11 protein-coding genes and 1 tRNA gene are annotated in these 14,242 nt (G+C 59.6%); 5 read left to right on the top strand and 7 right to left on the bottom strand.

Annotated features, from left to right (window positions below; all coding sequences use genetic code 11):
- The 6 genes from lptB to FHR98_RS01245 form a co-directional block, all read right to left on the bottom strand.
- A complete protein-coding gene (gene lptB, locus FHR98_RS01270) occupies positions 1–825 on the bottom strand; it encodes an LPS export ABC transporter ATP-binding protein (RefSeq protein WP_183414812.1) in 825 nt (274 codons plus the stop codon).
- 92 nt (positions 826–917) lie between these two features.
- Positions 918–1,763, bottom strand: a complete 846-nt coding sequence (locus FHR98_RS01265; RefSeq protein ID WP_183414811.1) for an LptA/OstA family protein — start codon at positions 1,761–1,763, stop codon at positions 918–920.
- On the bottom strand, positions 1,760–2,449 hold the full coding sequence (gene lptC, locus FHR98_RS01260; protein WP_183414810.1) for an LPS export ABC transporter periplasmic protein LptC: 690 nt from the start codon (positions 2,447–2,449) through the stop codon (positions 1,760–1,762). Before lptC ends, FHR98_RS01265 begins: the two co-directional genes overlap by 4 nt.
- Before the next feature lie 55 nt (positions 2,450–2,504).
- Positions 2,505–3,506, bottom strand: a complete 1,002-nt coding sequence (locus FHR98_RS01255; protein ID WP_221205696.1) for a KpsF/GutQ family sugar-phosphate isomerase — start codon at positions 3,504–3,506, stop codon at positions 2,505–2,507.
- A 193-nt stretch (positions 3,507–3,699) separates the two neighbouring features.
- Positions 3,700–4,314, bottom strand: coding sequence for a ribonuclease D (locus FHR98_RS01250; protein WP_183414808.1), 615 nt, complete (start codon positions 4,312–4,314; stop codon positions 3,700–3,702).
- 123 nt (positions 4,315–4,437) lie between these two features.
- Positions 4,438–4,524 (bottom strand) — tRNA-Leu (locus tag FHR98_RS01245).
- A 203-nt stretch (positions 4,525–4,727) separates the two neighbouring features.
- Here FHR98_RS01245 and FHR98_RS01240 point away from each other — a divergent pair.
- The gene (locus tag FHR98_RS01240) at positions 4,728–5,678 is read left to right on the top strand and encodes a complex I NDUFA9 subunit family protein (RefSeq protein ID WP_183414806.1); all 951 of its coding nucleotides are present in this window, start codon (positions 4,728–4,730) and stop codon (positions 5,676–5,678) included.
- A gap of 15 nt (positions 5,679–5,693) precedes the next feature.
- Here FHR98_RS01240 and FHR98_RS01235 read toward each other — a convergent pair whose 3' ends face one another.
- Entirely contained in the window at positions 5,694–6,539 is an 846-nt protein-coding gene (locus tag FHR98_RS01235; RefSeq protein WP_183414804.1) for an undecaprenyl-diphosphate phosphatase, read from the bottom strand.
- 438 nt (positions 6,540–6,977) lie between these two features.
- On the opposite strand from FHR98_RS01235, the gene FHR98_RS01230 reads away from it, so the two are divergent.
- From FHR98_RS01230 to FHR98_RS01215, 4 genes are read left to right on the top strand one after another with little or no spacing between them, the layout of a single operon-like run.
- Positions 6,978–8,420 carry an NAD(P)-dependent oxidoreductase gene (locus tag FHR98_RS01230; RefSeq protein ID WP_183414803.1) on the top strand — a complete coding sequence of 481 codons (1,443 nt, stop codon included), beginning with the start codon at positions 6,978–6,980 and terminating at the stop codon, positions 8,418–8,420.
- A 25-nt stretch (positions 8,421–8,445) separates the two neighbouring features.
- On the top strand, positions 8,446–9,087 hold the full coding sequence (locus tag FHR98_RS01225; RefSeq protein ID WP_183414801.1) for a glutathione S-transferase family protein: 642 nt from the start codon (positions 8,446–8,448) through the stop codon (positions 9,085–9,087).
- Positions 9,088–9,109: 22 nt separating this feature from the next.
- Positions 9,110–13,678, top strand: a complete 4,569-nt coding sequence (gene gltB, locus FHR98_RS01220; protein ID WP_183414799.1) for a glutamate synthase large subunit — start codon at positions 9,110–9,112, stop codon at positions 13,676–13,678.
- A gap of 47 nt (positions 13,679–13,725) precedes the next feature.
- A complete protein-coding gene (locus tag FHR98_RS01215) occupies positions 13,726–14,235 on the top strand; it encodes a GFA family protein (protein WP_183414798.1) in 510 nt (169 codons plus the stop codon).
- Positions 14,236–14,242 lie beyond the last annotated feature (7 nt).

Genomic DNA, 14,242 nt, shown 5'->3' with positions numbered 1-14,242 from the left:
TCAGAGGCTGAAGCGGTCACCCAGGTAGACGCGTCGCACATCCTCGTGTGCCACGATCTCCTCGGGCGCGCCTTCCATCAGGACCTGCCCTTCGTGGATGATGTAGGCCCGGTCGACCGTGCCGAGTGTTTCCCGGACATTATGATCGGTAATCAGGACGCCGATACCGCGGTCTTTGAGATGCAGCACAAGCTCTCGTATATCGTTGACCGCGATGGGGTCGATGCCCGCAAGGGGTTCGTCGAGCAGAATGAACTCCGGGTTGGACGCCAGCGCGCGAGCGATCTCAACGCGGCGTCGCTCACCGCCCGAGAGGGCCAGCGCGGAGGTCCGACGCAAATGAGTGATCGAGAATTCGGCAAGCAACTCCTCCAACCTAGCCTCCCGAAGGTCGCGGCTGGGTTCGACGACTTCAAGCACCGACCGGATGTTCTGCTCTACCGTCAGGCCACGGAAAATAGACGCCTCCTGAGGCAGGTAGCCCACGCCTAGCCGGGCGCGGCGATACATCGGCAAGGTGCTGATATCCAAGCCGTCCAACATCACCCAGCCACTGTCCGCCGTGATCAATCCGGTGATGATGTAAAAACATGTTGTCTTGCCGGCGCCGTTTGGGCCCAGCAGGCCAACCGCCTCGCCGCGGCGCAGCGAAACGGAAACGTCGCGTAGAACGGGGCGTTTCTTGTAGCTTTTTCCGATGTTGACGGCTTCGAGGCCGGACCCGACCTCCGATCCAACCCGCGATCCAATCTCTGCGGCGCGCGCTTCTGGTGCCTCCGCGCCGTTGCCGGCCTTGCCTGCGGGACTCTCGTGCCTGTCCGTCATTCGTTATCCCGTTCTTTTTTACCCGGCCCGCCGGGCCAATTTTATAACCTCAAGGGCACAGGCAAGCACAGGGTGCCCGGCCGGCGCTCAGTTTACTGAGTCCCGCTGGGGGCGGAACCCGGAATCAACAGACCCCGAACCTGGCCGGAGCCACTGGCCGAGCCTTTGAGTTTGCTTACCCCGGTTGCCAGATTGACCTCGGCGAAGCCCCCGTTCAACTGGTTGCCGTCGCTGGTAATCCGAACATTCCCCTCGAGTGTGGCAAGCTCATTGCGCGCGTAATATACGCCGCTATCGCCGCGCGCGAAATCCTTCGGTGTAGAGACTCTGACGTCGCCCTCTGCCTCTACACGGTCGATCACCAGATCCTTGCCTTCCTTGCCATGCTCGCTGGCTTCGACCAGGAAAGCCCGTAACAGGTCCGCGGCGACCCGCTGATCTCCCCTCACCACTGTTGCGTCGCCACGAGCAACGGCAATTTTGTTTGCCTCGTCGTATTCCAGGCTCTTCGTGGCCGTGATCAACTCGCTCTCTGTTTTCAGGGAAACGTCCGACCCGGATATGATGATGCTGTCCTTCTTTAGGTCGTAGACGGCTCTGTCGCCCTTGACCTGTTCGCGGTCCGTCGTAATACGCACGTTGCCGCGCGCCTCGATACGATAGATCTGGCTCGCGACCTGAACCGTTTTATCATCGCTCGCTTGATAGTAGGCGATCAGTTCGTCGGCTCGAACCTCGGTGCTGCCTTGCGCCGCGCGCGCGTTGCCGCGGGCGATATACTGCTTTTGGTCGCGATTCCACTCAATGCCTTGATCGGCGGTGATTTCCAGAGGGCCGCTCTGGCCGCCCAGCCCAAAGCTCTGTGCAACGGCATCGCCGGCTGTCAGGAGCAACAGGCCTATCAAAAGTCCCCAGGCAGTCCGAAGTGGGCCAGTCATTTTTTCTCGCTCTCCCCCGTGTCATAGAGAATCACACGGCTCTTCCCCAGCAGGAAAATGCGCGCGCCCTCATCCAGCAGTCTAAACCCCTCTCCCGTCAAGTTACCATCCGGGCCATGGCCTTCCACGGGCGAGTTACTAAAAGCTGTACCAGCTTTGATCCCAACCGACACCTCCTCGGTCGTCATGACGAAATCGTCTTCGTGGTTGAGATTTACCCGGCCTTTGAGATCCATGGTTTGCCGGCTTTGGTTGTAGACACCGCTTTGCGCATCAATGGTGACCCACTTGCCGTTCTCAAGCATCAGCTCCGCTTTGGGATTGTCGAGGTCGACAACCTCGTCGTTATCCGGCTTCTGGGTTGCCAAATCCGCGGTGACACTGAAGGGTCGATTTTCCTTGTCGAAGCCCTGGTACTGCGGATTGATCATCTGGCGGCTATTGAGATCGTCCGCGGTTATCCTTATCGACGGAAGGGTAAAGCGAGAATCGGAATCCCAGAACTGTGGCCAGACAACAATGAGCAAAACCAGGCCGACGGCGACGATCGGCAGGGCCAGCTTCATGAAGATGACGAAAGAGCTGTAACGGTTGCCGGGCGCATGGCGTCGCGGCGCCGAGTGCGCGTCCGACTGGTTCGCGCCAATCCGGCTATTAACAGGAATTCTGTTGGCGGTTTCGGCCAAGTCTCGCTGATGCTCCTTACTATGAACCACCGGGCTTTGAGTGGCGGCTTAGCTGTCAGGCGACGCCTGCGCGCAAGCAGTCATGCATGCGCACGATACCGATGGGACGATCGTCGCCCACCACGAACAGGCTGGTAATCAATCCGCGATTCATCACGCCCAGCGCCTCTGCGGCTAGCGCCTCCTTGCGGATGGTCTTGGGTGCGGCTGTCATCACCGCACCGGCAGCTTGCGATAACAGCGCATCGCCCATATGGCGGCGCAGGTCGCCGTCGGTAATGATACCTGTGAGACGCCCGGCATCGTCGACGACGCCGATACAGCCAAAAGTCTTCGTGGTCATGGTCACGATCGCCTCGCTCATGGGGGTGTCGCGGTTGCAAAGCGGCAACTCTTCGGGACCATGCATGATGTCGACGACACGCACCAACTTACGGCCCAGGCTTCCGCCCGGATGCAGAACATGGAAGTCATCCGCTGAGAAACCCCGTCGGTCAAGTAGCGCGACCGCCAAGGCATCGCCCAGCGCCAGCATCAAGGTTGTCGATGTCGTCGGCGCCAATCCCATCGGGCAGGCTTCGGCTGTCTTGGGAAGCAGCAAACAGGTATCCGACTGTTCGGCAAGCTGGGAATCGGCGCGCGCGGTCATGCCGATTAATGGAATGCCGAACCGTCGCGTAAAGGCGATAATGTCAGTGAGCTCCGCCGTGTTGCCCGAATTGGACAGCGCCAGGACCGCGTCACCCTGGGTTATCATGCCAAGATCGCCGTGGCTGGCTTCGCCGGGGTGTACAAACAGCGCCGGTGTCCCCGTGGAGGCCAGGGTGGCGGCAATCTTGCGTCCGATATGGCCGCTCTTACCCATGCCGGTCACCACCAGGCGACCGCTCAGTTTATGCAGAAGATCCACGGCGTCCGAAAAATGACTATCCAGGGAATCGGCAAGGGCGCGCAGTCCGTCGCATTCCGTGTGTAACACGCGGCGGGCTACTTCCAGATCGCCCTCGCGTGCGGCCGTATCACCGTTGTCCGCTTGATTGTGCGGCTCACTGTTCATGTTGGTTCCGTTCGTCATATTGTTTTTGCGCATTCGGATGTCCGTGACGCCACGTTGCCCGTTGCGCAGTTCTGGCGCCAGCTTACTCCAAGCACGGCGACTAGGCGAGATTTAGGCCGTTGGCCGTAGATTCCAATGCTTGATTGCAAAAACGAGGGGTCGTGAAGTCGGTTTCTCGGTAATCCAATGCCGTTCAAGCGTGCGCAAAAACATCCACGTCGGGCCAACCGGCAAGATCAAGCTCAGCGCGCCAGGGGAGGAAATCGAAGCAGGCTTGCGCGAGCGCCGCGCGGTCGTCGCGCCGCAACATCGCGTCCAGGTGTTCCCGCAAGGCATGCAAATGCAGGACGTCAGAGGCCGCATAGGCGACTTGGGCGTCATTCAGTTCGGCAGCGCCCCAGTCAGATGACTGCTGTTGCTTGGAGATCTCCACGCCAAGAATATCGCGGCAAAGATCGCGCAGGCCATGACGGTCCGTGAAAGTACGCACGAGCTTAGAGGCAACTTTGGTGCAGTAGACCGGTCGGCAGGTCACCCCCAGGTCGCGACGCAGAACGGCAAGATCAAAGCGCGCAAAGTGGAAAATCTTGGTTACGCCGGGGTCGCCCAGCAGTTTTTTGAGATTCGGAGCGTCGTATCGTGGCTCGGGAAAATGCACAAGGTGCGCTGTCCCATCGCCCGAAGACAACTGTACGACACACAGTCTGTCACGATTGAGGTTCAAGCCCAGGGTTTCCGTATCCACCGCCAGGCTGTTTCCGAAGTCTAGCCCTTCCGGGATATCGAAGCTGTGAACAGTGACCGACATGGGCGGGTTTTCCCCTCGACAAAGCCCCAACAAGGTCAAGAGACTAACATTCGCAGCGAGATAGCGAAATGAAAACGCCCCTCAATCGGGCTATCCTGAAGGGGCGTGACGAACTCTTGTAATTGGTGCCCAGGAGAAGACTCGAACTTCCACGACCTTTCGGCCACAGGTACCTGAAACCTGCGCGTCTACCAATTCCGCCACCTGGGCATCTAGCGAGGCAGGAAGATGTTCAAGGGCGGCGCTTCTGTCAAGCCTTGTTTCGGTAAATAAGCGCGCCGCCTCGCCGGTTGCTGCGCCTAGGGCCTTTTCCTAACCCGAACGGCTGTTGTATACCCACCGCACGGAATTGGTTTGCCAGAGACAGCGAACCGAAGGGTTATCCGGGCACTGTTTGGACAGGGAGTACAGGAATGGGCACGCGGCAGGTAACGGTCTTCGGCGGATCGGGCTTCATCGGCCGCTATGTCGTCGAGCGCTTGGCCGACCAGGGTTGGGTTGTCCGGGTTGCCGTACGCAATCCGCGTCGCGCCGATTTCCTGAAGCCTTTGGGAAATGTTGGGCAGATCGTCCCGATGCGGGCTCCTCTTCAAGATGGCAATGCCGTGCAGGCCGCCGTTGAGGGCGCCGACGCCGTCATCAACCTCACAGGCATTCTCTATCAGCAAGGTGCTCAAACCTTTGCGGCCGTGCAGGCTGAAGGTGCAAAGCTCATTGCCGACGCGGCGGTGGCGGCGGGCGTGGGCACTTTCGTCCATGTTTCCGCGATAGGGGCTGATGCGCAATCGGCCTCCGCTTATGCCCGGACCAAGGCGGCGGGCGAGCAGGCGGTGCGGGATGCCTTTCCTGAAGCGACGATTCTACGGCCCTCGATCGTCTATGGCCCAGAGGACGATTTTTTCAACCGCTTCGCTGTGATGGCGCGGTTGTCTCCGGCGCTACCCTTAATCGGCGGCGGCAGAACGCGCTTTCAGCCGGTTTATGTTTGTGATGTGGCAGATGCTGTCGTGACGGCGCTGACGTTGCCGGCGGCGCGGGGAAATCTCTACGAGTTAGGGGGGCCGAAAACCTACAGCTTCAAGGAGCTGTTGGCCTATATTCTGGAGGTTACAGGACGGCGTTGTTGTCTTGTGACCCTGCCGCGCAACATGGCGCTGCTCAAGGCGAGCGTGCTTGAGAGGCTTCCGGGCGCTCCCTTGCTGACCCGGGATCAGGTCAAGCTGCTCGACCACGACAATGTTGTCAGCGAAGGTGCGGCAGGTTTGACGGACCTAGGGATCACGCCGACGGCGCTAGAAGGTATTGTTCCCGAGTATCTCTTGCGCTACCGCAAAGGCGGTCGCCTGACGGCCGACGCCGCCTAGCCTGGCGGTGCTCTACTACACTGGCAATAGCCCGCTGTTGCCATAGACCAGCCAGAACAACAGGCCCGCGAGGCCAAGGCGATACCAGACAAAAGGTGTAAAGCTGAAGCGCTTCAGCCAAGCCATCATCGCCGCAATTGCAATGAGAGCCATAACGAAAGAAAGGCCCGCGGCGATCAAGGCATCGGCGGTTAGTTGCGCATCTTCGGCTTTGGCAAGATCCAGGCCTGCGAGTGTGCCGGCCCCCAAGATTGTCGGGATGGACAGCAAGAGGGAGAAGCGCGCTGCCTCTTGCCGTTCGTAGCCCAGAAATCGTGCGGCGGTCATCGTGATTCCAGATCGGCTGGTCCCGGGAACCAGCGCCAACACCTGCGCGAGTCCGATGATCAGGGCTTGCACTACGGTGATGTGCTCCAACCGCCTGACCGTCAGACCGATGCGGTCGGCGAAGTACAAAAGCAGGCCGAACCCGAAAGTCGTCCAGGCGATGATCTCTATGCTCCGTAGGCTATTGGCAACGAGGTCCTTGGCGACGAAACCGACCACCACGACCGGCAGGGTGCCTATGATAAGCGCCAGCGCCAAACGCGGCATCGGCCCGCGCCCCCCTGCAATCAGCTTGAAGAACCCCGCTATCGCGCCCGATAGGTCGCGCCAGAAGTAAAGGCAAACGGCACCCAGGGTGCCAACGTGGACCGCTATGTCGATGACGAGGCGATGTGCGTCGCTCTGAGACAGTCCGGGAAGGCCTTCGGCATCGAAGACGGCCCAGGCCAGGATTAAATGGCCTGAAGACGATATTGGCAAAAACTCTGTGATTCCTTGAACGAGCGCCAGGATCAGGAGATGCAGAATAGGCAAAAGATCACCTTTCGCTTCCTTGTAAAAATATACCGAGACCGCGGATGAAGCCCCCTTGCTGTCCCCAGGATCGGGCTCCGAGTCGCTATTCGGTCATTCGATTACACCACCTCCAAAGGCTTCGCTAGGCGGAAGAAAGTACCAAAGCGGGACTAATAGGGTAAATTTTCGTCAGTCGACCCGCTGAAGTCGATGATGACGGGGTGCGGCCAACAACAATTAGTCAACAATCATGACCTATTAAGGGATTTCTCCTGGATTTGACCACTTTCTTCCCTTATAGAAAGGCAGAGCGCCTGATTTGAGGCCACAAAGTTACGGATAACTCGAGGGCGGCGAACTCAAGCTCGCAAAGGGCTCAGATGCAGAGTTCGTGATGGCTCCGTTGACGCGCCGACAGCGTGTAGACCACCGCCGACAAAAAGGGGAAGGCCAAGAATGGCAAACAAGATGCTGCGCTTCGTTGATCTCGAAAAATCCATGCCCGACAAGCGCGAGGCCGATAGTCGCAGGCAGGATTTCGATGAAATCTATGAAGATTACATGCCCGCCGCCGCGGCAGAGCAGGCTGCCCGCTGTTCCCAGTGCGGTGTACCTTATTGTCAGGTTCATTGCCCGCTCCACAACAACATTCCCGATTGGTTGAAGTTGACGGCGGAAGGCCGGGTTCAGGAAGCCTACGAACTTAGTCAGCAGACTAACAACTTTCCCGAAATCTGTGGCCGCATATGCCCCCAGGACCGCTTGTGCGAGGGAAATTGCGTGATCGAAAAGGCTGGGCACGGGACGGTCACCATCGGATCAATCGAGAAGTACATTACCGATACGGCTTGGGAAGAAGGTTGGGTCAAACCAGTCCGCCCATTGGCAGAAAAGCCGCAGTCCGTCGGAATCATCGGTGCGGGACCGGCCGGGCTGGCTGCTGCCGAGGAGTTGCGACGCCAGGGTTACAAAGTAGAAGTATATGATCGCTACGACCGCATCGGCGGGTTGATGGTCTACGGCATTCCAAGCTTCAAACTTGAAAAGGATGTGGTCGCCCGCCGCGCGAAGCTGATCGCCGATGCCGGGGTGATCTATCACACAGATTGCGCTGTCGGGGAGACGCTCGCGTTCGAAGAGCTTCGCGAGAAACACGACGCCATTTTGGTAGCAACTGGTGTTTACAAGGCGCGGGACATGAAGGCGCCAGGTATTGGTCTGGACAATATCGTCCCGGCATTGGATTACCTGATCGCCTCGAACCGCAAGGGTTTGGGTGACGCGGTGCAGGCTTTTGATGACGGTAGCCTCAATGCTGCTGGCAAGCGGGTTGTTGTTATCGGCGGTGGCGATACGGCGATGGATTGCGTGCGTACCGCCGTGCGTCAAGGCGCCGAAGCGGTCAGCTGTCTTTACCGACGTGATCGGGCCAACATGCCCGGATCGCAGCGCGAGGTCGCCAATGCTGAGGATGAGGGTATTGATTTCCAGTGGCTGTCGGCACCCGAGGCCTTTCTGGGCGAGAGCGAAGTTTCCGCCGTGCGGGCGCTGAAGGTACGGTTGGGCGCGGCCGACGCGACCGGACGTCAGACTCCGCAGCTTGTTGAAGGGTCACAGTTCACGATCAAGGCGGACCTCGTGATCAAGGCGTTGGGTTTTGACCCGGAGGACCTCCCAAAGATGTTTGACGTTCCCGAATTGCAGGTCACCAAATGGGGCACGCTCAAGGCGGATTTCAGGACTTTCGAAACGAGCCTGGAAGGCGTTTTCGCCGCAGGCGATATTCTTCGCGGGGCATCGCTCGTGGTCTGGGCCGTGCGTGATGGGCGTGATGCGGCGGAACAGATTCAAAAGTTCCTGGAACGGAAGGCCAGCCGTCGCGAAGTGGTTGCGGCGTGAGGAACCAGGAAGGGATGGGATAGCAATGTATCGTCTCTACGACGACCCGATCTCAGGCAACGGTTACAAGGTGCGTCTGGCGCTGGCGCAGTTGCGCATCGACTATCGGTATCACGCTCTGGATGTCCTAAGGGGCGAGACCCGGCAGCCGACATTTTTGACCAAGAACCCGCTCGGCAAAATTCCGGTCCTTGAAACACCCGACGGCCGCTTTCTTTCAGAATCTAACGCGATCCTGTGGTATCTGGCAGGCGCCCATCCAGCCGGCCGGTCATTCGGCCCGGCGACGCCGGATGAAGAATATGAAACGCTGCGCTGGATGTTTTTCGAGCAATACAGCCACGAGCCGAATATCGCCGTTGCCCGCTTCTGGCGTCATCTCCCGGAGATGAGCGAGTTGCAGCGCAAGATGCTGCCCGAGCGTTTGGAAAAGGGCTACCAAGCCCTAGCGGTAATGGAGAAGCACCTAGCCGGCGCGGATTACTTCGTGGGGAACAGATACGGCATCGCAGATATCGCGCTTTATGCCTACAGCCATGTCGCCGAAGAGGGCGGGTTCGACCTTTCAGTCTATCCGGCGCTTGGCGCCTGGCTGAAACGAGTTGCCCGTCAGCCAAACCACGTCGCCATTACAGATGTACCAGCCGCCGCCGGAACCGCGGCTTAGTGTCCGGGAGGGACCAGAAGAGATGGAACAGAGCCAGGAAGTGAACCGGCCGATGGAACAAGGATCGCAGTTTGTCCAGCAATGGAAAAAGAATGCCACGGTATTGTCCGAGCAGGGCCTTTATGACCCTGCCGAGGAGCACGATGCCTGTGGCGTTGGCCTGGTTGCCGCCATTGACGGAAAGCCCCGCCGCGAGGTCGTTCAGGCTGCCATTGATGCGCTGAAGGCCGTTTGGCACCGGGGCGCGGTGGATGCGGACGGCAAGACGGGCGACGGCGCCGGCATTCATATCCAGATTCCGCAAGATTTCTTCCGTGAGCACATTTCCCGGACAGGACACGAGCATCATGGCGAAACCATCGGTGTGGGCATGGTTTTCCTACCGCGCACGGATCAGGCTGCGCAGGAGCGCTGCCGTGTGATCGTGGAGCGTGAAATTCTCAATTACGGCTACAAGATTTACGGCTGGCGTCAGGTGCCGGTGAACACCGATGTGATTGGCGACAAGGCGAATGCCACGCGCCCCGAGATCGAGCAGGTCATGATCTCGAACCGCAAGGGGGCACTGGACAGTCAGTTCGATATCGACCTCTATGTGATTCGGCGCCGGATCGAGCGGGCAATGAGCCATGAATCGATCAAGGAGTGTTATATCTGTTCGCTGTCCTGCCGCTCGATCATCTACAAGGGCATGTTCCTTGCCGAACAACTCGACACCTTCTATCCCGATCTTCGAGATGCCCGGTTCAAATCGAACTTTGCAATATTCCACCAGCGCTATTCGACCAACACTTTCCCGACTTGGTGGCTGGCGCAGCCCTTCCGCGTACTTGCCCACAACGGCGAGATCAACACGCTCAAGGGCAACGTCAACTGGATGAAGGCCCACGAATGCCGCATCGCCGCGCCGGCCTTTGCGGATACCATTGATGACCTGAAACCGGTCGTCCAACCGGGTAGTTCCGATTCAGCCGCGCTGGATGCCGTTTTCGAGTTGATGGTCAGGGCTGGCCGTGACCTGCCGATGGTCAAGACGATGATGATCCCGGAAGCCCTGCGACCGGACGATTCCATGCCGCAGGTGCACAAGGATTTGCTCAGTTACTGCAATGCGGTCATGGAACCATGGGACGGCCCGGCGGCGATCTGCGGATATGGCGGACGGTGGGCGATAGCCGGAATGGACCGCAACGGGTTGCGGCCTTTGCGCTACACGCTCACCGGCGATGGGCTGCTTTTTGCGGGCTCTGAAACCGGTATGGTTCGCATTGACGAGGCGACGGTAATCGAAAAGGGCCGTATTGGGCCCGGCGAGATGCTGGCGATTGATTTGAAACTGGGCAAGCTTTATCGGGAAGGCGACATCAAAGCCTATCTCGCGAGGCAAAGACCCTTCGGCGAGTGGACCAAGAACACGACGGCGCTCGATGACTTGGTGCGCCGCGCCGCAAAGGGTGAAAGTGCGGAATTGAGTCGCGAAGAGCTGCGCCGCCGCCAACTATCCTTCGGTCTCACCATGGAGGACATGGAGTTGATTCTTCATCCCTTGGTGGAGGACGCCAAGGAGGCGGTAGGCTCTATGGGCGACGATACGCCGCTTGCGGTTTTGTCGGATCGTTACAGGGGGCTGCACCACTTCTTCCGGCAGAACTTCAGCCAGGTGACCAACCCACCTATCGATTCTCTGCGCGAGCGGGCGGTGATGACGCTCAAGACCCGGCTTGGCAACCTCGGCAACATCTTGGACGAGGACGAAACCCAGTGTCGGCTGCTGCAGCTCGACACGCCGGTGCTGACCAATGCCGAGTTTGAGGCCATGCGCGGCTACATGGCCGAAACCGCCGCTGAGATCGACTGCACCTTCGACCCGAAAGAGGGCGAACATGCGTTGCCGGACGCCTTGGCGCGCATCCGCAAGGAAGCCGAGGATGCGGTGCGGGCGGGCAAGGAGCATGTCATTCTTTCCGACAAAACGATGAATGCCGAGCGCGCAGCCCTGCCGATGATCCTGGCGACTGGAGCGGTGCATACGCACCTGCTGCGCCAGCAATTGCGCACTTTCACCTCGCTCAATGTGCGTTCGGGCGAGTGCCTTGACGTGCATTACGTCGCCGTCTTGATCGGTGTCGGCGCCACAACGGTGAATGCCTACCTCGCACAAGAGGCGATCGCGGACCGTTTGAGCCGCGGTCTGTTCGGCGAGATGACTCTGAGCGATGCTCTGCAGCGCTATAAGAAGGCGATGGACGAAGGTCTGCTGAAGATCATGTCCAAAATGGGAATATCCGTTCTTTCATCGTATCGCGGCGGCTGTAATTTCGAAGCCGTTGGTCTGTCTCGTACCCTGGCGGACGAATACTTTCCGGGTATGACCAGCCGCATTTCCGGCATCGGCCTGACGGGCATTCAGCAGAAGGTCGCGGAGATGCACGCCCTGGCCTTCCGCAAGGATGTGGTCACGTTGCCGGTGGGAGGCTTCTACCGCTATCGCCGGGGCGGCGAGGCGCACGGCTGGCAGGGAAAGCTGATGCATACCCTGCAAAGCGCGGTGGCGAGCGATTCCTACACCGTCTTCAAGCGTTTCTCGGAGGGTCTGCGGGAACTGCCGCCGACGTCGCTACGCGACTTGCTTGATTTCAAGAATGAAGGTCGTCAACCCGTGCCGCTGGAGGAGGTGGAGTCCGTCACGTCCATTCGCAAGCGTTTCGTTACGCCGGGCATGTCGCTGGGCGCCCTGTCACCCGAGGCGCACGGTGTTTTGAACATTGCGATGAACCGCATCGGGGCGAAGTCCGATTCCGGTGAAGGCGGCGAAGACCCGGCGCGCTTCAAGCCGCACCCTAACGGTGACAACGAAAACTCTGCGATCAAGCAGGTAGCCTCAGGTCGTTTTGGCGTAACTGCCGAGTATCTGAACCAGTGCCGTGAGATCGAGATCAAGGTCGCCCAAGGTGCCAAGCCCGGTGAAGGCGGCCAGCTTCCCGGTTTCAAGGTTACCGAGATGATCGCCAAACTCCGTCATGCGACGCCGGGCGTCATGCTGATTTCGCCACCACCGCACCACGATATCTATTCGATCGAGGATCTGGCGCAGCTTATTTACGATCTGAAGCAGATAAATCCGGATGCGCGGGTCTGCGTAAAACTGGTCGCGCGTTCGGGCATCGGAACGATTGCGGCCGGCGTTGCCAAGGCAAAGGCAGACGTAATCCTCATTTCCGGGCATAACGGCGGCACCGGTGCCAGCCCGCAAACCTCGATCAAGTACGCCGGAATCCCCTGGGAGATGGGGCTTTCGGAGGTACACCAGGTGCTCACACTCAATCGTTTGCGCAATACCGTGCGCCTGCGTACGGACGGTGGCATCAAGACCGGGCGCGATGTCGTTATTGCCGCTTTGTTGGGCGCCGAAGAGTATGGTGTCGGCACGGCTTCCCTGATCGCCATGGGCTGCATCATGGTGCGTCAGTGCCATTCCAACACCTGTCCGGTTGGCGTCTGCACTCAGGATCCGCGCTTGCGCGAACGCTTCAGCGGCTCCCCCGAGAAGGTGGTGAACCTCTTCTCCTTTATCGCCGAGGAAGTGCGCGAAATCCTCTCATCCCTGGGTGCGCGGTCTCTCGACGAGATTGTTGGGCGAACCGATCTGCTCAAGCAGGTGAGCCGGGGCGCGGAGCACCTGGACGATCTGGATCTCAATCCTCTGTTGGTAACGGCGGAATCGCACGATCTGCCGGTGACCTGCACGATGGAGGGCCGCAACGAGGTCCCCGACACCCTGGACGCGCAGATTCTCAACGATGCGCAGCAACTCTTCCGGGATGGCGAGAAGACCCAATTGCAATACAACATCCGCAATGTTCAGCGGGCCATCGGGACCAGGCTTTCCGCCCACATCACCCGCAGGTTCGGCATGACCGGACTGCAACCCGGCCACGTGACACTGCGGCTGCGCGGTTCCGCAGGCCAGTCACTCGGAGCCTGGGCCGTTCAGGGCCTGAAGCTGGAAGTACTCGGCGACGCCAACGATTACGTGGGCAAGGGGTTGTCCGGCGGCACTATCGTAGTGCGACCGTTGGCCTCCAGCCCATTGGAGACCGAGCGCAACACGATCATCGGCAACACGGTTCTTTACGGCGCCTCGGCCGGGGAGCTCTTCGCTGCCGGTCAGGCCGGAGAACGTTTCTGCGTCCGCAACTCCGGCGCGACGGCGGTGATCGAGGGTTGCGGCTCCAACGGCTGCGAATACATGACCGGCGGTATGGCCGTGATCCTGGGTTCGGTCGGCTACAACTTCGCAGCCGGGATGACCGGCGGTATGGCCTTCGTCTATGACCGCGACAACGTCCTGCCGGTCCGCATAAACGATGAGAGTGTCATCATGCAGCGCATCGAGGTTCCGCATTACGAAGCGGTGCTAAAGGGATTGGTCGAACGCCACGCCACCGAAACTCAGTCGCGCTATGCCGAGCGCTTGTTGATAGACTGGGAGGCCGAGGTCGGGCATTTCTGGCAGATCGTGCCTAAGGAAATGCTGTCCCGGTTGGAAAAACCGGTGCGGGCCAGCGAGGTTGGCGAAGCGCGCGCCTGAACAAAAGCGTCCGGTGGTGAACCGCCGGACCTAAGGGAGGTGTTGCCATGAAGCTACAAGGGTCCTGCCACTGCGGCGCGGTGCATTTCCGCCTGCGATCTGCGCATCCCTATCCTTTCAATCGCTGTTATTGCTCGATCTGCCGCAAAACCCAGGGGGGTGGTGGCTATGCGATTAACCTCTCCGGACAGGCGGCCAGCCTAAGGGTCGAGGGTGAAGAGTTCATCTCGGTTTATCAGGCTCAGGTCGGCGTTGCCGCCGATGGGTCACCCGAGATAAGTTCTGCCGAGCGTCGCTTCTGCAAGCGTTGTGGAAGTGGTCTTTGGCTTTGGGACCCGCGGTGGCCGGACCTGATCCATCCCTTTGCTTCGGCCATCGACACCGAGCTGCCCGCCGCGCCGGAACACACACACTTGATGCTGGGCTCCAAGCCGGAATGGGTGCCCCTGGACAGCCGGCCCCAAGACCGCTGTTTCCAGGAGTACCCGGAAGAATCAATTGCCGACTGGCATCGGCGCCTGGGGCTGGAAGTGGAAGTCGGTTCCGGCAGCCAGTAGGTTTCCG

Origin of the sequence: Limibacillus halophilus, assembly GCF_014191775.1 — a bacterium.
Lineage (GTDB): Bacteria > Pseudomonadota > Alphaproteobacteria > Kiloniellales > CECT-8803 > Limibacillus > Limibacillus halophilus.
This window is presented reverse-complemented; position numbering and strand designations above follow the sequence as displayed.